Origin of the sequence: Kribbella sp. NPDC049584 (assembly GCF_040675555.1) — a bacterium.
Taxonomy (GTDB): Bacteria; Actinomycetota; Actinomycetes; order Propionibacteriales; family Kribbellaceae; genus Kribbella.
Genome location: NZ_JBFAPF010000010.1, coordinates 138,608 through 158,873, shown reverse-complemented (window position 1 = coordinate 158,873; position 20,266 = coordinate 138,608). Strand labels below are relative to the sequence as shown.

Genomic DNA, 20,266 nt, shown 5'->3' with positions numbered 1-20,266 from the left:
TCGTGATCAGTGCAGGCCGGCTGCTGCTGCGGCCGTTCACGATGGCGGATGTCTCGTGGGTGTACGAGGTCTCGCAGGACCCCGTGCTGCAGCAGTACGTCGGCGTGCCCTCGCCGTACCTGATGGATCACGCGCAGTACTTCGTGCAGCATCTTGCCATCGGGAATGACCAGCGGGCCGAGTTCGTGGTCGAGGAGGCCGGCGAGCGGCTCGCGCGCGTCGGGCTCGGCCTGCGCGGGGACGGTACTGCGGAGGTCGGCTACTGGACCGCCCCGGCCGCGCGCGGTCGGGGCGTTGCGCCGGCGGCCGTGCGAGCGGTCTGCCGGTGGGCGTTCGCGACGAAGGGTCTGGAGCTCATCGAGTGGCGTGCGGAGATCGGCAACCACGCCTCCCGTCGCGTAGCGGAGAAGGTTGGCTTTGTGATGGAGGGGCAGTTGCGTAAGCGGCTGGTGCATCGCGGGCAGCGGGTTGATGCGTGGATTGGGTCACTGGTTGAGGGTGAACTCGGTGCTGCGTAGGGCGCCGGGTGGGGAGCCGGTGGCTGCCTTGATGTGGCGGGTCAGGTGGCTGACGGAGTGGTAGCCGGTGAGTTCGGCGATCGCTTGTAGTGGGAGCGTCGAGTTGCGGATGTGCGAGAGGGCGTGGCGGAGGCGTACCGCTTGGATTGCGGCTTGCGGGCTGGTACTGCGAAGTCGGGTGAACGCGGCGCGGAGGCCGGACGGGGAGATGCCCAGGTCGGCGGCGACGGTGGCGATCCGGAGACCACTGGCGAAGCGCTCCTCGAAGATGCGCTCAGCTTCGATGACGAGTTGCTCCGCTGGGGTTGTGGGTGGGGCCGCGGCTGAGCGGCGCAAGCGGAGGTCCAGCTCGGACAGGAGGAGTGCGCGGAGCTCTTCGTTGTTCTCGCGTACGAGAGCGTCGAAGACTCGGCCGAGGGTGTGATCGGCGTCGTCGTAGCAGAGTCGGGGCCACGGGTGGGCGGCCGCGGCGTCGACCTGGAGGAAGCGGTTGGCGTACCCGGTGCGGCTCTGTTCGGCATGCCAGGTGCTCGGTGGAGTCAGCAGTACGGTGCCGGGCGTCGCGGCGTACGTCTCCTCGCCGACAGGGCAGGTGATGCGGCCGCGAACGTAGTACACGAGCTCCCACGACGTATGCGCGTGCAGCGGGTAGTCCTTGCCGGGAGCCGCGGTGTGTACGCCGGCGCCGAGCAGCCGTAGCGATTTGTGCATAAGCCCTGTCGCCTTCTGCATTGTTTCCCGGGTACGTCGGATTGATGCTGGCATCGATTCGTGCATCTTGGGAAGGAGCCCGTGATGGATCTGGCGATGGATATGGCGACCGCGTTGACCGAGCTCGGCGTGACCGACGACGTACTCACCCAAGCCGAGAAGGACCAGCTCGACCGGGACGGATACCTCCCGCTCGAAGGGATCTTGACCCTGCAAGAGGTGTCGGCGCTCAACAAACGGCTGGCCGAGCTGACCGCGGCCGAGGGTGACCGGGCCGGCCTCGAAGTACATCAGGAGAAGGGCACGGACCGGCTTGCCGACCTCGTCAACAAGGACCCCAAGTTCGAGGTCTGCTTCAGCCATCCCCGCGTGCTGGCCGCGATGCAGCACGTCCTCGGCGAGTTCAAACTGTCGTCCCTCAACAGCCGCGCCGCTCTCCCCGGTGAAGGTCACCAGGGTCTCCACGCGGACTTCGGGCATCCCGTCCAGCCCGGTGAGTACGAGGTCTGCAACTCGATCTGGCTCCTCGACGACTTCACCCCCGAGAACGGCGCCACCCGCGTGGTCCCCGGCTCCCACCGCCGCGGCACCATGCCCGGCGACGAGATGCCCAACCCAGGCGACCCCCACCCCGACCAGATCCAACTCACCGGCAAAGCCGGCACCGTCGTCGTCTTCAACAGCCACCTCTGGCACGGCGGCACCCAGAACCGAACCCAATCCCCCCGCCGCGCTCTCCACGCGTACTTCGCCCTCCGCCACCTGCCGCAGCAACTGGACCAGCAGACCTACATCCGAGTCGAAACCTACAAACGCCTAACCCCAGCCCAACGCTTCATCCTCGACGTCACCAACTGAGCTCTGTCTATGTGATTTGCCTTGAAACTGTCTAGCTTCCTAGACTAAAATCCATGGTCAGTGAGCAGCCGACACGGAAGATCGTGAAGGCGTTCAAGGACGCTGGGTGGCGGCAGGTCAGGACGGAAGGGTCCCACAGCTTGTACGAGTGCTCATGTGGCCAGCACACGTTCGCGTTGCCGGACGGCCATCGGATGATCTCGCCTGGCGTTGTGAGGAAGGCCGGCAAGGCGCTCGCCGAATGTGAGGGGGCAGCCCAGTGAAGACCTATGACGTGACGGTGGAGCGGGACGGCCGGTGGTGGATGGTGGCGATTCCTGAGCTTGACGGACTGACGCAGGCCCGCCGGCTGGACGAGGTCGAGCAGATGGCTCGCGAGTACATCGCGGTAACAACCGATGTTCCGCTCTCGCGCGTCGCGGTCCGAGTCTCCGGGATCGCGGCCGACGGCCAGGATCTACTGGAAGCGAAGATCCTGGTCGACGGCCTCCGTCGTCGCGCGAAGGACCTCGAAGCGTTGGTCGGAGAGCTCACACGCGAGGTCGCGTCTGCGTTGACCGACGCGAGTGTCCCGGTGAGAGACGTCAGCAGCGTGCTCGGCGTCTCCCATCAACGCGTCTCCCAGTTGGTGCAGGCAGCCGAGGGTGACTCGGCAGGGGTGATCCGGAAGTCCCGACAGGAATTCGCGCACGACCTCGTCATCCAACTCACCGACGGCCGAGCAGTCAGGATCGTCGAGGTAACCGGGCCGAAGAAGAGGCGGCCTGAGGAGCCTCGCACCGAAGGCCCCGCGCGGCAGGCGAACCATCGTCCAGCCCGGAAGGGATCTAGCTCATCCAAGCGTCCCGCCGCCAGCCCCACAGCCTCGCAAAGACAGAAGGTCTAGAGAAGCCCCAGCACCCAGGCCTCAGTCAGGTATCCCTGGCTCGCTCGACCACGTGCGGACGCGAGCGCTTGCACGTCGACCTAAGAAGCGTCGGCCTTGCGGACCCAGACTTCTCGGATGATGAGGAGGATGGCGGCGGCGGAGGGGATGGCTAGGAGGGCGCCTACTACGCCGAGGAGGGCGCCGCCGAGGAGGGCGGCGATGACGGTGACGGCGCCGGGGATGTCCACGGCGCGGCGCATGATGCGGGGGGCGACGAAGTAGTTCTCGACCTGTTGGTAGCAGATGCCGTAGATCAAGCAGGCGAGGCCGGTCCACAGGCCGCCGGTGAAGCCGATCAGGGCGACCACGACGACGCCGATCAGGCCGCCGACCATCGGGATGAAGTCGCAGAACATCACCACGATCGCCAGCGCCACGGCGTAGTCACGCAGGCCGATGATCTCCAGGAAGATGAACATGCAGACGCCGGCGCACAGCGCGACCAGGAACTGGCCGCTGACGTAACCGCCGACGCGGCCGAGGACCTCGTCGCCGAGGATCGCGACGCGGGTCCGGCGGGTGCGCGGGACGAGGCTGTACGCCGCGCGCTTGACCGACGGCAGCGACGCGAGGAAGTAGAGCGTCAGGACCAGGATCGTAAACGTGTTGAACAGCGCGTTCGCGACCACCTTGCCGACGCCGAGGATGCCGCCGAACGCCCGTTGCGCCAGCGCCGGGTCCTGGATGTAGTCCTGGGCCTTCTGGATGAAGTGGTACTTGTCGTCCAGCTGGTTGAGCGTCTTCGACTTCTGCAGCAGGTCGAGATAGCCCGGCGCGTTCTTGATCAGGCTGTCGATCTGATCCGTGACGACCGGGACGATCGCGAATCCGACGCCGACGACCGCGAGGATCATCAGCAGGAACACCACGCCGACCGACCACCCGCGCTTCAGTCCGCGGCGCATGAACCACTCGACCAGCGGGTTCAGGCCGACGGCGATGAACATCGAGACCAGCAGCAGGATGAGCACCGATCGGGCCTGGCCGGCTGCGTTCCACAGACCCCAGGCGACGAGTACGCCGAGCGCGGCGAAGAATCCGAACGTGAACGGGTTGCCGCGCCGCAGCGGCGGACCGGGGACACCCATCCCGACGGACGGGTGCCGCTCCTCGATCAGTAGTTCGTCGGCGATGTTCTCGTCGGCGTCCTCCGCATCCTTGGCGGTCGCCGCTGCCGTGTCGGCGGCATCGTCAGCTTCCTCAGCCGACTCCTCCGCCTTGTCGGCGAACGAGTCAGCCTTGTCGGCAGAGGAGTCAGCTTTCTCGGCGAACGAGTCGGCTTTGTCGGCAGAGGAGTCAGCTTTGTCGGCAGATGCGTCGGCCTTGTCGGCGAACGAGTCAGCCTTGTCGGCGGATGCGTCGGCGGCGCGCGCCGAGCCGGCGGCTTGTCCAGCAGCAGCTTCCGCCTCGTCGGCCGAGTCCTCGGCCTTGTCGGCGGCGGCCTCGGCCTGGGCGGCGGCGGTCTTCGCTTCGCGGGTGGCTGCCGCGAGGTCCGGATCGGTCGCTGTGGAGGAGTCGTCGCCGGCTGGCGTCACATCTTGTCCTTCGGGGATCGCGCGCTCGAGGTGGCCGCATCGGTCTTCGCGTCGTCGACGGACGACTTGCTCCCGGAGGACTTCACCGAGGCGGTCGGACGCGTCTGGCCCCGAGTCTCCTCGTCGGCGAGGTCATCGAGCCGGAACTCGTCGATCTTGGTCGCATCCTTCGGCTCGTCCTCGTCATCCGAGCCCTCAGCACCCTTGGAGTCGGCAGCGTCGGCAGAGCCGTTCAGCGAACCAACAGGGGAATCGGCGTTGGCCGGACCGCCGGCGGACTTGCTGGTCTTGTCGGCCAGGTCGGGCGCGTCCTTCGGGTCGACGCGCAGCGCGGTGTCGATGCGGGTCTCGTCGACGCGCGCGTCGCCGGCGGCGATCCCCACGAACGGGCTCGCTCCGGTGAACGGTCCGTCCCCGTCGTCGTACGCCGAATCGCCCGTGATCGCGCCGGACGCAGCGGACGTGCTCGACGGCGCGTACTGGCTCGCCGCCGGCGTGGCACCCGGGAACGGGTTGTCGTCGGCACTGGATCCGGGCGCAGTCGAGCCGACGGTCCCAGGGCCGGACGCGGACTCCGGCTCACCGGCACCGACCGGCCCGTCGGCCGAGTCCGTGCCGCCGGAGCTGAACGGGCTGTCGGCCGAGTCCTTGGAGCTGGAGGCGAACGGGCTGTCGGCGGGGTCCTTCGAGCCCGAGGCGAACGGGCTGTCGGTCGAGTCCGTCGTGCCGGAGTTGAACGGGCTGTTTCCACGGTCCGCTGCACCAGGGGCGAACGGGGCCTCCGACTGGCCGGAGGCCGCGAAGGGGCTGCCGGTCGCCGAACCCGGAGCCGGGCTGAACGGGCTCGTGGTCAACGCGTCGTCCCCACCACTCGTCGAGCCGGCGCTAGCGCTGGTGCCGGCTCCACCAGTGGTGGGGCCGGTGTTCGGTCGGGCGAAAGGGTTGACGTACGCCGGTGCCGCGGTCTCGGAGTCGAGCTCGGCCGCCTGGCGTGCGATGTTGCTGGCGATCTCGTTGAGCCCGGCGATCTGGGTGAGGATGCCGTCGCGGCGCTTCGCCAGCCGCTCGGTCTCGCGGGCGACGACGGTCCGGGACCGCTCCGCCTCGTCGGCGGCGTTCGCCAGCTCGGCCTCGGCGCGGGTCCGCGCGGTGGTGAGCAGCTGCTCGGCCTCGCGGCGAGCGCGGGAGAGGGTCCGCTCGGCCGACTCCTCGGCCTCGGCACGGATCTTGCGGGCCTGCTCGGTCGCCTCGGCCACCCGGCGCTCGGACGCCTCGGCGGCCTCCTTCATCTGGGTGGTGAGGCTGTCGGTGTCGGCCGCGATCTGCTGGTGCTTGTCGGCGAGCTCCTTGGCCTGCTGCTCGCGCTCGTCCGCCAGCCGCGCCCGCAGCGCCGCCGACTCGCGTTGGATCGCGGTCCGGATCTTCTCCGCCTCGTGCAGCGCGCCGTTCTTCAGCGTGCTCGCCTGCGACTCGGCAGTGAGCTGCAGCTGCTCGGCCTTCCGCCGCGCGGCCGCGAGCACCTCGGCGGCCTCGGTCTCGGCCGTACGCCGGACCTCCGCCGCGTCGCCCTCCGCGGTACGCCGCACGCTGTCGGCCTCGTTGAGCGCGACGGTCCGGATGTCCTCGGCCTCACGCTCACCGGTCGCCCGCGCCGCGGCTGCCTCCTTGGCCGCGTTCGCCCGTAGCTCCTCGGCCTCGCGCTTGGCCTCCTCGAGCGCCTCCGACGCCTGGTCCTGCGCGAGCCGGAGGATCTGCGCGGCCCGGTCGCCGAGTCCGGCGTACGACGGGTTGGCGCTGGCCTCGAGCTGGCGTCGCGTCTCCTCGAGCTGGTGCTGCAGCGGCGCGACACTCTGCTGGAGCTCGTCGGCGCGGTTGCGCGCCTGGACGAGTTGCATCTCCAGCGCGCGAACATAGTCGTCCACCGCCTGTTTGTCGTACCCACGACGGCTGACCGGGAAGCCCCCGGCCGCGGTCGCCGTGCGGTCGAAGAACGGCAGGCTCGACTCGTCAGGCATCTCCCGAGATTCCCTTCTGGCGGCTCAGCGTGAATCCCCCACCATAAGCCTGTCAGAACCCACCCGAAACCAGCCAATCGAGGCTGTGGACAACTACCTGTTACGGAAGCGATTTATCGCGTCCTCGTGCTGTGCGCGCAAAGCAGGGTCGCGGACGCCCAGGCCTTCGGTGGGGGCGAGGGTGAGGACGCCGACCTTGCCCTGGTGCAGGTTGCGATGGACGTCGTACGCCGCCTGCGCGGTGTCCTCGAGCGAATAGACCTTGCTGACCGTCGGATGCACCATCCCGCGGGCGATCAGCCGGTTCGCCTCCCAGGCCTCGCGGTAATTGGCGAAATGCGAGCCGATGATTCGCTTCAAGTTCATCCACAGGTACCGGTTGTCGTACTCGTGCATGAATCCGGACGTCGACGCGCACGTCACGATCGTCCCGCCGCGTCGCGCGACGTACACCGAGGCTCCGAAGGTCTCCCGCCCCGGGTGCTCGAAGACGATGTCCGGGTCGTCCCCACCGGTCAGCTCGCGGATCCGCGCCCCGAACCGCTTCCATTCCTTCTGGTCCTGGGTGTGTTCGTCCTTCCAGAACTTGTACCCCTCGGCGGACCGGTCGATGATCAGCGACGCTCCCATCGCCCGGCAGATCTCCGCCTTCTCCGGCGACGACACCACGCAGACCGGGATCGCGCCGCCGTTCAGCGCGAACTGCGTCGCGTACGAGCCCAGCCCGCCGGACGCGCCCCAGATCAGTACGACGTCGCCCTGCTTCATGTTGGCGCCGTTCGCCGACACCAGTTGCCGGTACGCGGTGCTGTTCACCAACCCCGGCGACGCGGCCTCTTCCCACGTGAGGTGGGCGGGCTTCGGCATCAGCTGGTTCGACTTCACCAGGGCGAGCTCGGCGAGACCGCCGAAGTTCGTCTCGAATCCCCAGATCCGCTGCTCGGAGTCGAGCATCGTGTCGTTGTGCCCGTCCGGCGACTCCAGTTCGACCGACAGGCAATGCGCGACCACCTCGTCGCCCGGCTTCCACGCGTTCACGCCGGGCCCGGTCCGCAGTACGACGCCGGCCAGGTCGGAGCCGACCACGTGGTACGGCAGGTCGTGGCGGGCCGTGAGCGGCGACAGCTTCCCGTACCGCTTCAAGAAAGAGAACGTCGACACCGGCTCGAAGATCGACGTCCACACGGTGTTGTAGTTGATCGCACTCGCCATCACCGCGACCAGTGCCTCACCCGGGCCGAGCTCGGGCGTCGGCACGTCGTCCAGGTGCAGACTCTTCCGCGGATCCTTCTCCTTGGTCTCCAGCCCCTCGAACATGCCCGCCTCGTCGGCATGCACGGTGATCCCGCGGTAGTGCTCCGGTACGTCGAGCTCGCCGACGGCGGCGCTGTCGCCGGACAAGATCGCTTCGAGGATCTGCTTCACGGAAGTACCTCCTGCAACGGCGGCCAAGGTCACGCAGTGAGCGGAACTTACCGCTGAGTATGCACGCCTGGCTGTGCGCTGTAACACAGCGAGCGACGGTTGAGACGACCGTCACTTCATCAGTCCACCGTTGTCAGTGGTCTTACTCGCCGATTAGCGCAGCCGGGTGGACAGCCGGACCTGGGTGAAGTCGTCGCCGGAGCGCAGCTGGACCAGATCGCAGAGCTGGTTCGCCAGCCAGACGCCCCGCCCGCCGAGACCGTCGAGCGGCGGCAGCACGCGTCCGACCAGCAGGTCGTCGATCCGGCCGCGGTCGGTCACATCGCAGATCAAGGAACGGTCCGCGAACCACACCGCCAGGGCGCCGCGGCCGCCGCCGAACCGGATGCTGTTCGTGCAGATCTCATGCAACGCCAGCGCCAGGTCCTCGAGCCGGTCCCGCGAGACCCCGTGCGACGAGGCCTGGCCGCCGACCCACTGCCGCACCTGGCCGAGCTCGTCCGGCCCGAACTCCCACCTCTCGGCGCGATCCGGTACGTCGCCGAGCGCCGTCCGGAACGACTTGTCCGCAAGGGCTTCCATCCCGCTCTGGCCCGCATGAGTCGCGGTCGGGTCGATGCCGACCGACGCCTCGTACGCACAGCAGAGCCGGAACGAACGATCCGCGGCGAAAGCGATATCGCTCAACGCCTCGTGCAGCAGGACCTCGTCGTACTCCGCGGCGCTCCGGCCCGGGTAGGCGGCCTCGCTGAGCCCCCGCACCGGTCGGCCGGGCTCCTGCTCGAGGATGCCGCGCCAGAACGGGATCAGCCGCGCAGGGTTGCCCCCGGCAACGGTCGCGTCGACGACGGTCACCTCGGAGTACTGCGAGTCCAGGGCGTCACGCAGTACCGCAGTCCGCTCCGGAGGGAGCAGGGCCACGATTCTTTCCCCCGCCGCCAGCCCCTCGCGTACGAACGCAACCGCGCGCAGCACGAACTCCTCGTCCGTTCCGTGGACGAAGGCGTCATGCTTGAACCCGGCCGGCGCACCGTGCAAGGAGTCGGTGGCGCTGTCCTTCAGCACCTGAACAGAGTAGTCCGCCGACCGGACCGGCGAGGGTCTCAGCGCGCGCCGTCACCGACTGTTCTACGCCGGTGGCTCAACGAGTTCGACCAGCACGCCGCCGGCCGACTTCGGGTGAACAAAATTCACTCGCGATCCGGCCGTGCCGCGCCGGGGTTCGTCGTACAGCAGGCGGGCGCCGCGTTCGCGCAGTACTTCGGAGACCGCGTCGAGGTCGCTGACCCGGTAGGCGAGCTGCTGGATGCCGGGACCGCGCTGGTCGAGGAACTTCGCGATCGGGGACGCGTCCGACAGCGGGGCCAGCAACTGGATCGACGAACCCGAGTCGCCGACCGCGAGCATCGCCTCGCGGACGCCCTGCTCCTCGTTGATCTCCTCGTGGGCGACCGTCATGCCGAACATGTCCGCGTAGTACCGGACGGCCTCGTCGAAGTCGGCGACCGCGATGCCGACATGGTCGATCGCGTCGAACAGCTGATCCATCCCGCCAGCGTGGCGCAAATCCACGTGCGGAGGCCATCGAAAGTGGTCCAGTCGACACGATCCGTGTGACCCGTCTGACGCGTCCGACCAGCGGCGTACCAGTGCCGCCGCAGGTATCGTGACGATATGTCTGACACGCGGAACACCACCGTTATCGTCGCCGGCGCGCGGACCCCGATCGGGCGGCTGCTGGGCGGACTCAAAGGCTTCACCGGCGCCGAGCTCGGCGGCCTCGCGATCAAGGGCGCGCTGGACAAGGCCGGCGTCGCGCCGGACCAGGTCGAGTACGTGATCATGGGCCAGGTGCTGCAGGCCGGCGGCGGCCAGATCACCGCCCGCCAGGCCGCGGTCAAGGGCGGCATTCCGATGGACGTTCCGGCCATCACGATCAACAAGGTCTGCCTGTCCGGGCTGAACGCGATCGCGCTCGCCGACCAGCTGATCCGCGCCGGCGAGTACGAGATCGTCGTCGCCGGCGGCATGGAGTCGATGACGAACGCGCCGCACCTGCTGCCGAAGTCCCGCGAGGGTTTCAAGTACGGCGACGTCCCGCTGGTGGACTCGATGGCGTACGACGGACTGTGGGACGCCTTCACCGATCAGGCCATGGGCGCGCTGACCGACCAGAAGAACAACGCGGACGAGAAGCTGAGCCGCGAGGAGCAGGACGCGTTCAGCGCTCGCTCGCACCAGCGCGCCGCGGAGGCCTGGAAGAACGGCGTGTTCGCCGACGAGGTCGTGCCGGTCGAGGTGCCGCAGCGCAAGGGTGACCCGCTGGTGGTCGACGCCGACGAAGGCGTCCGTGGAGACACCTCCGTCGAGGTGCTGGCCAAGCTCCGGCCCGCGTTCGGCAAGGACGGCACGATCACGGCCGGCTCGGCGTCGCAGATCTCCGACGGCGGCTGCGCTGTCGTCGTGATGAGCAAGGCGAAGGCCGAGGAGCTCGGGCTCAGCTGGATCGCCGAGATCGGTGCGCACGGCTCGGTCGCCGGACCGGACTCGACGTTGCAGAGCCAGCCGGCCAACGCGATCGCCAAGGCCTGCAAGAAGGAGGGCATCGAGCCCGCGGATCTCGACCTGATCGAGATCAACGAGGCGTTCGCCGCGGTTGGCATCGCATCCGCGCGCGAGCTCAACGTCAGTGAGGACAAGGTCAACGTGAACGGCGGCGCGATCGCGCTCGGCCACCCGATCGGGATGTCCGGCGCCCGGCTCGTCCTGCACCTGGCGCTCGAGCTGATCCGCCGCGGCGGTGGCGTCGGCGCGGCCGCGCTGTGCGGTGGCGGCGGTCAGGGCGACGCGCTGATCGTCCGGGTCCCGCAGCGGCCGGCCCAGAGCTGACCCCAGAGCCAACACAGCCAACAGAGCCAACACAGAGCTGACACACACCTGATGCCACGACGTACGCCGCCGGTCGGTGAGCTGGTCGAGCGCGCCCGCGAGGAGGACTCGCGGGCGGTCGCCCGGCTGATCTCGCTGGTCGAGGACGAGTCCCCGCTGCTGCGCGAGGTGATGGCCGCGCTGGCGCCGCATGCCGGGCACGCGCACATCGTCGGCATCACCGGCTCGCCGGGCGTCGGCAAGTCCACGTCGACGTCGGCGCTGGTTTCGGCGTACCGCGAGACAGGCAAGCGCGTCGGCGTGCTCGCGGTGGACCCGTCGTCGCCGTTCTCCGGTGGTGCGCTGCTGGGGGACCGGGTGCGGATGCAGGATCACGCGACCGACCGTGGCGTGTTCATCCGGTCGATGGCTTCGCGCGGGCATCTCGGCGGGCTGTCGTGGTCGACGCCGCAGGCGCTGCGGGTGCTGGACGCGGCCGGGTTCGACGTGGTGCTGGTGGAGACGGTCGGGGTCGGGCAGTCCGAGGTCGAGATCGCCGGTATGGCGGACACGACGCTGGTCCTGCTGGCGCCCGGGATGGGCGACGGCATCCAGGCGGCCAAGGCCGGGATCCTCGAGGTCGGCGACATCTACGTGGTGAACAAGGCGGACCGCGACGGCGTCCAGTCGGTCACCCGCGACCTGCGCTCGATGCTGGCGCTGGCCGAGCGGGCCGAGGGCGCCTGGACGCCGCCGATCCTCAAGACGGTTGCCTCCCGCAATGAAGGCGTCGCCGAGGTGGTGCAGGCGATCGAGGACCGGCTGGTCTGGATGCGCGGGAACGGCGTCCTCACCGAGCGCCGGCGGTCCCGGGCCCGGGACGAGATCGAGGCGATCGCGACGACGGCGCTGCGGGCCCGGTTCGCGCACCTGCACGGCGACGCGCGGCTCGACGTCCTGGCGGCCAAGGTCGCGGACGGCGGCACCGACCCGTATTCTGCGGCGGACGAGTTGATCGCGGCATTGTGACGTCGGTCTCGCTGTGGAACAGTCGACCACACAGTGTCACAATGTGTCTTTGCTTTCCGTTCATCGGAGGTTGTGCCGAATTCGGGCAAATGCCGCAGGATTTCCGCTGCCGGGGCCGGTGGGCGTCTCAGGGCGGCGCGCCGGTAGCCACCTTGCCCCCGAATCCGTTACAGAATAGAACTTGTAGCTGGTGAGCATGTGCGGTGGGCTGTGTTCAGTCAGTGACAATTGGTGACGGTCCGTGATACAAATTCCAACACAGTCGACCGAGCGGTTAGGAACAAGGAGTGGCGACATGCCGAAGAAGCTGTTGATCTGGTCGCTCATCGCCTTTGCCGGCTTCTATCTCTTCACTCAGCCGGCGAACGCCGCCGACGCGGTGGGAGGCGCGTTCTCGGCCGTCGGTGACGCGTTCCAGAGCGTCATCACCTTCCTGACCGCGCTGTTCAGCTGATCTGCCGTCCTAGTGTCCCGTTGCGAGCGATCGTGCGGGACACTTGGCTGTACGGGGTCACACAACAGCGCGCCAGGGGAGTGAGTGGATGGCCGGAATAGGCGTGTTCCGGATCTTCGATCCGAAGGTCCGGCGCCATCTGATCTCGGACGAGGGCGAGGTCGTCATCGACGAGGTTCGGCAGCACTGGGTGGTGTATTCGGTGCCGATGCTCGAGGTCGCGCTGGCGGCCGCCCTGCTGCTGACGATGGCCACCACCGCGATCGGTGTGCAGCCGGTGCTGCTGGCGATCGTGCTGGTGTTGCTGGCTCATGCCTTCTGGCAGTTCCTCACCCACCACCGGGACCGTTTCGTGGTCACCAACATGCGGGTCATGCGGATCCGCGGCGTCTTCTCCCAGACCGTCGCGACCACCCCGATCGCCAGGGTCCTCGACATCACCCTGCAGAAGCCGATCATCGGCCGGATGCTCGGCTACGGCCACTTCGTCTTCGAGTCGGCCGCGCAGGACCAGGGCTTCCGTGAGATCAAATGGGTCAGCCGGCCCGATGACCGCGACCTGACCATCCAGCGCGTCATCCAGCGCACCGGACTGCGCGCGTCGGCAAGTGTCGACGTACTGCAGGGCGACGAGGACTCCGACGACGACGGCACCGGCCCGATCGGGATGGACTCCGCGCAAGAGGTCGGCGGCGCTTATGCCCCGGTCACGGCGACCACCAAGACCACTCCGGAGGCACGCCCCGCTCCGCCGTCCAGCGGCGCCAAGTCGATCTTCAACAGCGAACGCGGCAACTGGAGCGACGAGGATTAGTCGCCGGCAGCGTGCGGCTCCCTGGCGGACTGTGCGGGAGCGGGATGCTCGGCGGCGAGTTGCTGGAAGCGGTCCCTGCGGCGTGCCCGGTGGGCTCGCTCGGGGTGGGTGGCCGGGGCGGTGGCGAGTGCTTCGTCCAGCTCTTTGACGGCTTCGCCGTAGCGGCTTTGGCGTGCGAGTAGTTCGCCGCGGATCGCGTGCCAGCGTGAACCTTGCGAGATGCCGTCGAGAAGTTTGAGTGCGGCGTCGACCTCGCCGGTTTCGGCGATGGCGACGACGCGGGCCAGCTCGGCGGCCGGGCTGGGGGAGACCTCGAGGAGTAGGTCGTACAGGCGGACGATCTCGCGCCAGTCGGTGGCCGTGTAGCTCGGGACGCGGTCGTGCTCGGCCGCGATCGCGGCCTGGAGCTGGTACGCGTCCGCCTGCCGGTCCGAGCGCTCCAGCGACTCGTTGAGGAGCGCGACGCCGCGGGTGATCAGGCTCTGGTCCCAGCGCGAGCGATCCTGCAGGTCGAGGGTCACCACGTCGCCGGCGTCATCGACGCGGGCCGGTCGGCGGGCCTCAGTCAGGAGGAGCAGCGACAACACCGCAGTCGGCGTCGGCTGGTCGGGCAGCAGCGTGTGCAGCAGCTCGGCCAGGCGGATCGCCTCTGCGCAGACGTCGACGTCGTACGCCGCCTCGCCCTCAGAGGGAGCGTGGCCCGCGGTGTAGAGGCTGTGGATCACCGCACAGACCGCCGGCAGCCGCTCGGGCAGCTCGTGCTCGGGCGGCACGCGGTACGGGATGCGGGCGGCGGCGATCTTCTGGCGCGCGCGGACGAGACGCTTGGTCGTCGCGACCTCCGTGGTGAGCAGCACGTCGGCGATCTGCGCGGGAGACAGCCCGCAGAGCGTACGCAGGGCGAGCGCGACCCGGGTCGGCGGTGACAGCGACGGATGGCAGCAGGTGAAGATGAGCCGCAGGAGATCGTCCTGCACGACGTCGTCGGGGTCGAGCGCGCCGTCCGGAGCGAGGGCCTCGAGCGATCCGTCGAGGTCGCGGCGAGTGAGATCCTGCAGCTCGGCCCCGGCCCGTTCCTTGCCGGCGCGGGCGCGTTCGCGCCGGATGATGTCGATCGCCTTGCGTCGCGCGGTCACGGTCAGCCAGGCGCGCGGCTCAGGCGGTACGCCGGTCACCGGCCACGCGCCGAGAGCCGCCAGCGCGGCCTCCTGGACGGCGTCCTCGGCGAGCTGTACGTCGCCGACCGTCCGGATCAGGGTGGCGAGGATCCGCGTCCCCTCGATCCGGATCGTGTCGGCAACAGCGCCATACCGCTCGTTCAAGTTGGCCCGCTGACTCATCTGGCAACGATCACCGGGCGTACCTCGACCGCGCCGCCCCAGGCTGCCGGGATCTCGGCGGCGATCTTGACCGCCGCTTCGAGGTCGTCGGCCTCGATCAGGTAGTAACCGGTCAGCGCTTCCTTGGTCTCGGCGTACGGGCCGTCGGTGGTGATCACCGGGCCTCCGCGCGCGCCGTCGACCCGGACGACGGTCGCCGTCGCGGTCGGATGCAGCACGGCGCTTGCCTTGACCTGCTCGGCGTACTCGACGCCGAACTTCCGGTACTTGGCCAGCTCCTCCGCCTGCTCTGGCGCCCACCAGTCCACGTCGGCGGTGTAGGTCAGTGCAAGGTACTGCGCCATCGGAGTCCTCCTTCTCGCTGAGACCACTGTGGTCTCTCGGGAAAGGAACGAACAGCCGGACCCGCAGAGGACATCGCTACTGCGTTGCTCCCGCGTTGCTACTGCGTTGCTTCTGAGATCCTGCCGCGGAAGGCCCGGATGACGTTCGGGTCGCCGACGGTCTGGATGGCGTCCTCGCCGACCCGGCCCCATAGCCACAGATAGATCGGGGTCGGATCGCCGAAGATCTCCGCCGCGGGTTCGCCTTCGGCATCCTGCTGTATGTCGATGCTGGTCGCGTCGGCGGTGATCGTCCAGGACCGGCCGGCCGCGGTGATGCGGAGCGTCGCGTCGATGGGGTACTCCGTGTCGCCCTCCTCCCACCACGGTCCGCCGAGGTTCGGGTACAGCACTTCGTCGATGCCGTCGAGCGCCAGGTCGGGGTCGATCGGCGTGACGACGTCGTGGGCCTGCTCGACGTCGATCCGGTGCACGGCGCTCTCGTGGGCCATCCGCCGGTGCCAGAACGCGGAGGTCGTGTCGCGCGGGTTGAACGTCCACGTCTGCGTCTCGGTCCCGGCTGCCTCCAACGCACTGACGAGTGCCGCGCGCGCCTCGTCGTACCACTCGAGGGTCTCGCGGGCGGAGAAGTCCGGCGGCCACGGGTCGGGGCGGGCGCCGAGCTTCAGCACCTCGACCTTGTGCGCGTAGACCATCGCCACATGGCGGACCAGGTCGTCGACGGTCCATCCCGGACAGCTGGGCACCGGCGCCTGGAGCCCCATCCGCGCCACCTCACCCAGCCGCGCGCTCTCGGCCCGCACCTGCTCGAGAAATCTCATGCCCGCACCTTCCCAGATCCCGCGGACAGTTTCATACGCTCCGCGCCTTGAGCGCTTCCTCCCAGTCGGAAGTCTCCGAATGGCTGATCTCGACCACTCGCTGGGTCAGCAACTTGCCGGCGTCCTCGGCGGTCGCGTACTGCCCGGCGCGCTGGACGTACAGCCACGCCTCGTTCCGCAGGTCCTCGGCGGTACGGCGATAGGTCGGGTAGGAGTCCTTGAACCCGAACAGCGTCCGGATCCCTTCGGCCAGCGCGATCACGCCACCGAGCGCGGCCGCGAACCACTTCGGTACGTCGAACGCGACCGAGATCGCGATCAGCAGGGCGGCGACGAGCTGCACGGTCCCGAGGCCGCGGTAGGCCATCCGGGCCCAGTTGGCCTGCCGGTTGTACCACTGGAACCGCAGGCTGATCAGTTGTTCGGCGGGGGTCTCGGTCCCGAGAGCGGGGAAGTCCGAATCTCTGAGTTTCGACATGGTCTGCCTAGTGTCGGGCTAATCTTCGGCCCATGGCGAGGAAGAGGGCGTTGCCGTTCGACCCGATCGACGAGGCGTCGCGGCAGTGGGGACGGCGGTGGGGCGCGGTCGAGCAAATGCGTGCCGTCACGTCGCTGATGCGCGCGCAGCAGATCGTGATCAACGAACTCGACGACATCCTCCGCAAGCACGGCCTGACCTTCGCGCGGTTCGAGGCGCTGGTGCTGCTGACGTTCTCGCGGCGCGGTTCGCTGCCGCTCGGCAAGATGGGCGAGCGGCTGCAGGTGCATCCGACCTCGGTCACCTCGATCGTCCGCCGGCTCGAGGCGGCCGGGCTGGTGACGCGCACGCCGCATCCCGACGACGGCCGCGCGATCCTGTGCGAGATCACCCCGGAAGGCCGTGAGCTGGTCGAGCGCGCCACCGCCGACCTGGTGGCCGCCGACTTCGCCCTCTCCGGGCTCACCGACGAGCAGCTGAAGATGCTCTGGACCGTCCTCGAGCCCCTCCGCCACAACGCCGGCGATTTCTGACCCGCAGTTGCCTGACTCGCAGGGCTCGCCCGGTTGGAAATAGTTGGACGTCCTAGTATTTTGGGGACCAGTTCTCGAGGAGGTCTGACTGATGGATGCCGATTCGATTGCGGCCGGCCGGAGCCGGTGGCAACAGCGGTACGACGCGGCGCGGAAGCGGGAGGCGGATTTCACCACGCTCTCCGGCACCGAGGTCGAGCCTGTCTACGGGCCGCCCGAGGGGGTCGACGACCCGCGGATGGAGCGAATCGGCTGGCCGGGGGAGTTCCCGTTCACCCGCGGGCTGTACCCGACCGGGTACCGCGGCCGGACTTGGACGATCCGTCAGTTCGCCGGCTTCGGCAACGCCGAGCAGACCAACGAGCGGTACCGGATGATCCTCAACGGCGGTGGGGGCGGCCTGTCGGTCGCGTTCGACATGCCGACGCTGATGGGCCGCGACTCCGACGACCCGAAGGCGCTCGGCGAGGTCGGGCACTGCGGTGTCGCGATCGACTCGGCCGCCGACATGGACCGGCTGTTCAAGGACATCCCGCTGCAGGACGTCACGACGTCGATGACGATCTCCGGCCCGGCCGTGCCGGCGTTCTGCATGTACCTCGTCTCGGCCGAGCGGCAGGGCGCGGACATCACCAAGCTCAACGGCACCTTGCAGACCGACATCTTCAAGGAGTACATCGCGCAGAAGGAATGGCTGTTCCCGCCGGAGCCGCATCTGCGTCTGATCGGCGACCTGATGGAGTACTGCGCGACCACGATCCCGGCGTACAAGCCGCTCAGTGTCTCCGGGTACCACATCCGTGAGGCCGGCTCGACGGCCGCGCAGGAGCTCGCGTACACGCTCGCCGACGGCTTCGGGTACGTCGAGCTCGGGTTGTCCCGCGGACTCGACGTCGACGTGTTCGCGCCGGGCCTGTCGTTCTTCTTCGACAGCCACCTGGACTTCTTCGAGGAGATCGCGAAGTTCCGTGCGGCCCGCCGGATCTGGGCCCGCTGGCTGCGCGACGTGTACGGCGCGAAGACCGACAAGGCCCAGTCGCTGCGCTTCCACACCCAGACCGCGGGCGTGTCCCTGACCGCACAGCAGCCGGTCAACAACGTCGTGCGGACGGCCGTCGAGGCGCTGGCCGCGGTGCTCGGCGGGACGAACTCGCTGCACACGAACGCGCTCGACGAGACGCTCGCGCTGCCGACCGCGGAGTCCGCCGAGATCGCGCTGCGGACGCAGTCGGTGCTGATGGAAGAGGTCGGGGTCACGAACGTCGCCGACCCGCTCGGCGGTTCCTGGTACGTCGAGGCGCTCACCGACGCCATCGAGGCCGAGGCCGAGCAGATCTTCGCCCGGATCAAGGAGATGAGCCCGGACGAGACGATGACCGGTGGCATCCTGCGCGGGATCGAGGACGGCTGGTTCATGGCCGAGATCGCCGACGCCGCCTTCGAGTACCAGCAGAAGCTCGAGAAGGGCGAGAAGAAGATCGTCGGCGTCAACACGCTGACCGACACGGTATCCGGCGACCTGGAGATTCTCCGCGTCTCGCACGAGGTCGAGATCGAGCAGTGCCGGGTGCTCGCGGAACGCAAGGCGAACCGTGACGAGGACCTGGTACGGCGTACGCTATCGGCTCTGGTGGAGGCGGCCAGCGGCACTGGCAACCTGATCGAGCCCATGCTGGAGGCAGTGCGTGCGGAGGCCACGATGGGGGAAATCTGTCACGTTCTTCGGGAACAATGGGGCGAGTACCGAGAGCCCGCCCGCTTCTGAGGAGCAGCCGCAGCCCGATCTGACTGCCGCGGCGACCAGCGCGATCGGGCCGGCCGACGGGCGTCGCGTGGTGGTCTGCGGGTCGGACCGCACGATGTTGCGGGTGACAACGGAACTGGTGAGCTCGGGCGAGCGGGTCACCGCGATCGTGAACCCGGACTCGCGTCACTACGACCGGATCAAAGAGCTCGGCGCGAACGTGATGGGCGCCCGGGTGATCAGCGAGTCGCTGCTGCGGCGCGCCGGGGTCGACGCTGCCGACGACGGGGCGCCGTCCACGGCGCGCGCCCTGGTGCTGCTGGACAACGACGACGTCCACAACGTGCACACGGCTCTGACGGCGCGCGACATGGATCCGGAGCTGCGGATCGTCGTACAGATGGTGAATCCGCGGCTGGGCAAGCACATGAATCGGCTGCTCGGGGACTGCGTGGTGATCAACGGGCCGTCGCTTGCCGCGCCCGCGTTCGTGTCGGACGCGCTGGAGGACGACGAGCTGACCTGGCTCGACCTCGGCGGCCGACGGCTGGTGGCCGGGCAGGCCGACCTGATCCGGGAGCCGCACCTGACCGTGCTCGCGGACACGACCTCGTCCGCGACGCCGACTCTGCTGCCGTTGTCGAGTTCCGACCCTGACGGCGACATCGTGCTGGGCACCGGCGTGCGGACGCTCTGGCGGAGTCGCGACGTCCGCCCGGCCGGCTGGTTCATGGCGCTGCGCGACATCCTCGACAGCCGGGTGCGCAAGATCGCCGCGGTGATGGCGTTCCTGATCGTGGCCGGTACGGGCGTCATCCACTACTTCGGCGGGATCGAGTGGTGGCGTGCGCTGTACCTCGCGGCCGGTGTGGTGACGTCGGCGGGGATCGACGACGACAAGTTCAACGATGCGCAGCCGTGGGTGAAGGTCAGTGCGGTGCTGGTGCAGTTGACGGGGATCGTGCTGATGGCGCTGTTGACTGCGGTCGTGGTCGACTCGCTGATCGGGGCGCGGCTGTCGCGGCTCATCGGCGGCGTCCGCGGACGGCCGCGCAATCACGTGGTGGTGTGCGGCCTGGGGACGGTCGGGTCGCGAGTGCTCGAGATCCTCACCGAGCGGGGTGTTGCGGTGGTAGGGGTCGACCAGGACGATGATGCTCCCGGCATCCAGACTGCGCATCGCCTGAAGATCCCTGTGGTGGTCGGGGACAGCAGCAACGAGGAGACGCTGCGGTTGGCCGGCGTCCAGCGGTGCCAGTCGGTGCTGGCGATCACCGACGGGGACATCACCAACCTGGAGTGCGCGATCATGGCGCGGGATCTGAACCCGGAGGCCGGGATCACGATGCGGATGTTCGATCACGACCTCGCGCAGCGGGTCGAGCGCCGGCTAGGACTGGGCAACAGCCGATCGGTGTCGATGCTTGTCGCGCCCGCCGTGGCCGCTGCGGTGGCAAACCGGCGTAGTCAGGTGACGGTCCCGGCCGGTCGTCGCGTTCTGCTGCTCACCGAGGTCACTGTCGAGCCCGGGTCGGTCGCCGTCGGGAAGCGGATGGGGGAGCTGGACGAGGCCGGGGGACTGCGGGTGCTGGCGCGGCAGGACCTGGGCGGAGCCTGGGACTGGAGTCCCACGTCGGGCCCCGAGTCTCGGCCTGGTGGTCGTACGGCGGCGTCCGAGCGCGAGAGCCGGGCAGCAGGGCGGGTTCCGGCGGTCGAGCGGGAACTCCGGGCGGGGGACCGGATGGCGGTGGCAGGGACCCGGAGCGGGCTGGCACGGTTGTTGATGGCGACCCGGGCGCAGCGCACTCCGGCGTCGTCGTAGAGGATGGACCTGTGAACGTAGATCGGGTA

20 protein-coding genes are annotated in these 20,266 nt (G+C 68.8%); 10 read left to right on the top strand and 10 right to left on the bottom strand.

Annotation, left to right across the window (positions count from 1 at the left end; all coding sequences use genetic code 11):
• Positions 1–2: 2 nt before the first annotated feature.
• The gene (locus AB0J62_RS29945; RefSeq protein ID WP_363878019.1) at positions 3–518 is read left to right on the top strand and encodes a GNAT family N-acetyltransferase; all 516 of its coding nucleotides are present in this window, start codon (positions 3–5) and stop codon (positions 516–518) included.
• Here AB0J62_RS29945 and AB0J62_RS29940 read toward each other — a convergent pair.
• Entirely contained in the window at positions 486–1,229 is a 744-nt protein-coding gene (locus AB0J62_RS29940; RefSeq protein WP_363878017.1) for an AraC family transcriptional regulator, read from the bottom strand. The genes AB0J62_RS29945 and AB0J62_RS29940 overlap by 33 nt on opposite strands.
• Positions 1,230–1,313: 84 nt before the next feature.
• On the opposite strand from AB0J62_RS29940, the gene AB0J62_RS29935 reads away from it, so the two are divergent.
• Entirely contained in the window at positions 1,314–2,087 is a 774-nt protein-coding gene (locus tag AB0J62_RS29935; protein WP_363878015.1) for a phytanoyl-CoA dioxygenase family protein, read from the top strand.
• Positions 2,088–2,346: 259 nt separating this feature from the next.
• Positions 2,347–2,973, top strand: coding sequence for a hypothetical protein (locus AB0J62_RS29930; RefSeq protein WP_363878013.1), 627 nt, complete (start codon positions 2,347–2,349; stop codon positions 2,971–2,973).
• A gap of 80 nt (positions 2,974–3,053) precedes the next feature.
• Here the strand turns inward: AB0J62_RS29930 and AB0J62_RS29925 are convergent, their stop codons facing one another.
• The 5 genes from AB0J62_RS29925 to mce form a co-directional block, all read right to left on the bottom strand.
• Complete coding sequence (locus AB0J62_RS29925) at positions 3,054–4,550, bottom strand: AI-2E family transporter (RefSeq protein ID WP_363878011.1); 1,497 nt, start codon at positions 4,548–4,550, stop codon at positions 3,054–3,056.
• Positions 4,547–6,565: a transposase gene (locus tag AB0J62_RS29920; RefSeq protein WP_363878009.1), complete on the bottom strand. Its 2,019-nt coding sequence runs from the start codon at positions 6,563–6,565 to the stop codon at positions 4,547–4,549. The genes AB0J62_RS29925 and AB0J62_RS29920 overlap by 4 nt, the downstream gene beginning before the upstream one ends.
• Positions 6,566–6,658: 93 nt before the next feature.
• Positions 6,659–7,990 carry a crotonyl-CoA carboxylase/reductase gene (ccrA, locus tag AB0J62_RS29915; protein WP_363878007.1) on the bottom strand — a complete coding sequence of 444 codons (1,332 nt, stop codon included), beginning with the start codon at positions 7,988–7,990 and terminating at the stop codon, positions 6,659–6,661.
• Between the two features lie 153 nt (positions 7,991–8,143).
• Complete coding sequence (locus AB0J62_RS29910; RefSeq protein ID WP_363878005.1) at positions 8,144–9,055, bottom strand: sensor histidine kinase; 912 nt, start codon at positions 9,053–9,055, stop codon at positions 8,144–8,146.
• A 63-nt stretch (positions 9,056–9,118) separates the two neighbouring features.
• Entirely contained in the window at positions 9,119–9,538 is a 420-nt protein-coding gene (mce, locus tag AB0J62_RS29905) for a methylmalonyl-CoA epimerase (protein WP_363878003.1), read from the bottom strand.
• Positions 9,539–9,664: 126 nt separating this feature from the next.
• Between mce and AB0J62_RS29900 the strand changes: the two genes are divergently transcribed.
• The 4 genes from AB0J62_RS29900 (at position 9,665) to AB0J62_RS29885 (ending at position 13,155) form a co-directional block, all read left to right on the top strand.
• On the top strand, positions 9,665–10,879 hold the full coding sequence (locus AB0J62_RS29900; protein ID WP_363878001.1) for an acetyl-CoA C-acetyltransferase: 1,215 nt from the start codon (positions 9,665–9,667) through the stop codon (positions 10,877–10,879).
• A gap of 51 nt (positions 10,880–10,930) precedes the next feature.
• A complete protein-coding gene (gene meaB, locus AB0J62_RS29895; protein WP_363877999.1) occupies positions 10,931–11,887 on the top strand; it encodes a methylmalonyl Co-A mutase-associated GTPase MeaB in 957 nt (318 codons plus the stop codon).
• A 295-nt stretch (positions 11,888–12,182) separates the two neighbouring features.
• Positions 12,183–12,341 (top strand): hypothetical protein, encoded by a 159-nt coding sequence (locus AB0J62_RS29890; RefSeq protein WP_166679703.1) that lies wholly within the window; start codon positions 12,183–12,185, stop codon positions 12,339–12,341.
• 88 nt (positions 12,342–12,429) lie between these two features.
• The gene (locus AB0J62_RS29885) at positions 12,430–13,155 is read left to right on the top strand and encodes a PH domain-containing protein (RefSeq protein WP_363877996.1); all 726 of its coding nucleotides are present in this window, start codon (positions 12,430–12,432) and stop codon (positions 13,153–13,155) included.
• On the opposite strand, the gene AB0J62_RS29880 is transcribed toward AB0J62_RS29885, so the two are convergent.
• The 4 genes from AB0J62_RS29880 to AB0J62_RS29865 form a co-directional block, all read right to left on the bottom strand.
• Positions 13,152–14,495, bottom strand: coding sequence for a sigma-70 family RNA polymerase sigma factor (locus AB0J62_RS29880; protein ID WP_363877994.1), 1,344 nt, complete (start codon positions 14,493–14,495; stop codon positions 13,152–13,154). The two genes, AB0J62_RS29885 and AB0J62_RS29880, sit on opposite strands and share 4 nt — an antisense overlap.
• Positions 14,492–14,839: a YciI family protein gene (locus tag AB0J62_RS29875; RefSeq protein ID WP_363877992.1), complete on the bottom strand. Its 348-nt coding sequence runs from the start codon at positions 14,837–14,839 to the stop codon at positions 14,492–14,494. The genes AB0J62_RS29880 and AB0J62_RS29875 overlap by 4 nt, the downstream gene beginning before the upstream one ends.
• Positions 14,840–14,937: 98 nt before the next feature.
• Positions 14,938–15,660 carry a maleylpyruvate isomerase family mycothiol-dependent enzyme gene (locus AB0J62_RS29870; RefSeq protein ID WP_363877990.1) on the bottom strand — a complete coding sequence of 241 codons (723 nt, stop codon included), beginning with the start codon at positions 15,658–15,660 and terminating at the stop codon, positions 14,938–14,940.
• 31 nt (positions 15,661–15,691) lie between these two features.
• Positions 15,692–16,138: a DUF4231 domain-containing protein gene (locus tag AB0J62_RS29865; RefSeq protein ID WP_134111392.1), complete on the bottom strand. Its 447-nt coding sequence runs from the start codon at positions 16,136–16,138 to the stop codon at positions 15,692–15,694.
• A gap of 32 nt (positions 16,139–16,170) precedes the next feature.
• On the opposite strand from AB0J62_RS29865, the gene AB0J62_RS29860 reads away from it, so the two are divergent.
• From AB0J62_RS29860 to AB0J62_RS29850, 3 genes are all read left to right on the top strand, one after another.
• Positions 16,171–16,671, top strand: a complete 501-nt coding sequence (locus AB0J62_RS29860; protein ID WP_134111393.1) for a MarR family transcriptional regulator — start codon at positions 16,171–16,173, stop codon at positions 16,669–16,671.
• Between the two features lie 91 nt (positions 16,672–16,762).
• Positions 16,763–18,436, top strand: a complete 1,674-nt coding sequence (locus AB0J62_RS29855) for a methylmalonyl-CoA mutase family protein (RefSeq protein WP_363877987.1) — start codon at positions 16,763–16,765, stop codon at positions 18,434–18,436.
• On the top strand, positions 18,357–20,237 hold the full coding sequence (locus AB0J62_RS29850; protein WP_363877984.1) for an NAD-binding protein: 1,881 nt from the start codon (positions 18,357–18,359) through the stop codon (positions 20,235–20,237). Before AB0J62_RS29855 ends, AB0J62_RS29850 begins: the two co-directional genes overlap by 80 nt.
• Positions 20,238–20,266 lie beyond the last annotated feature (29 nt).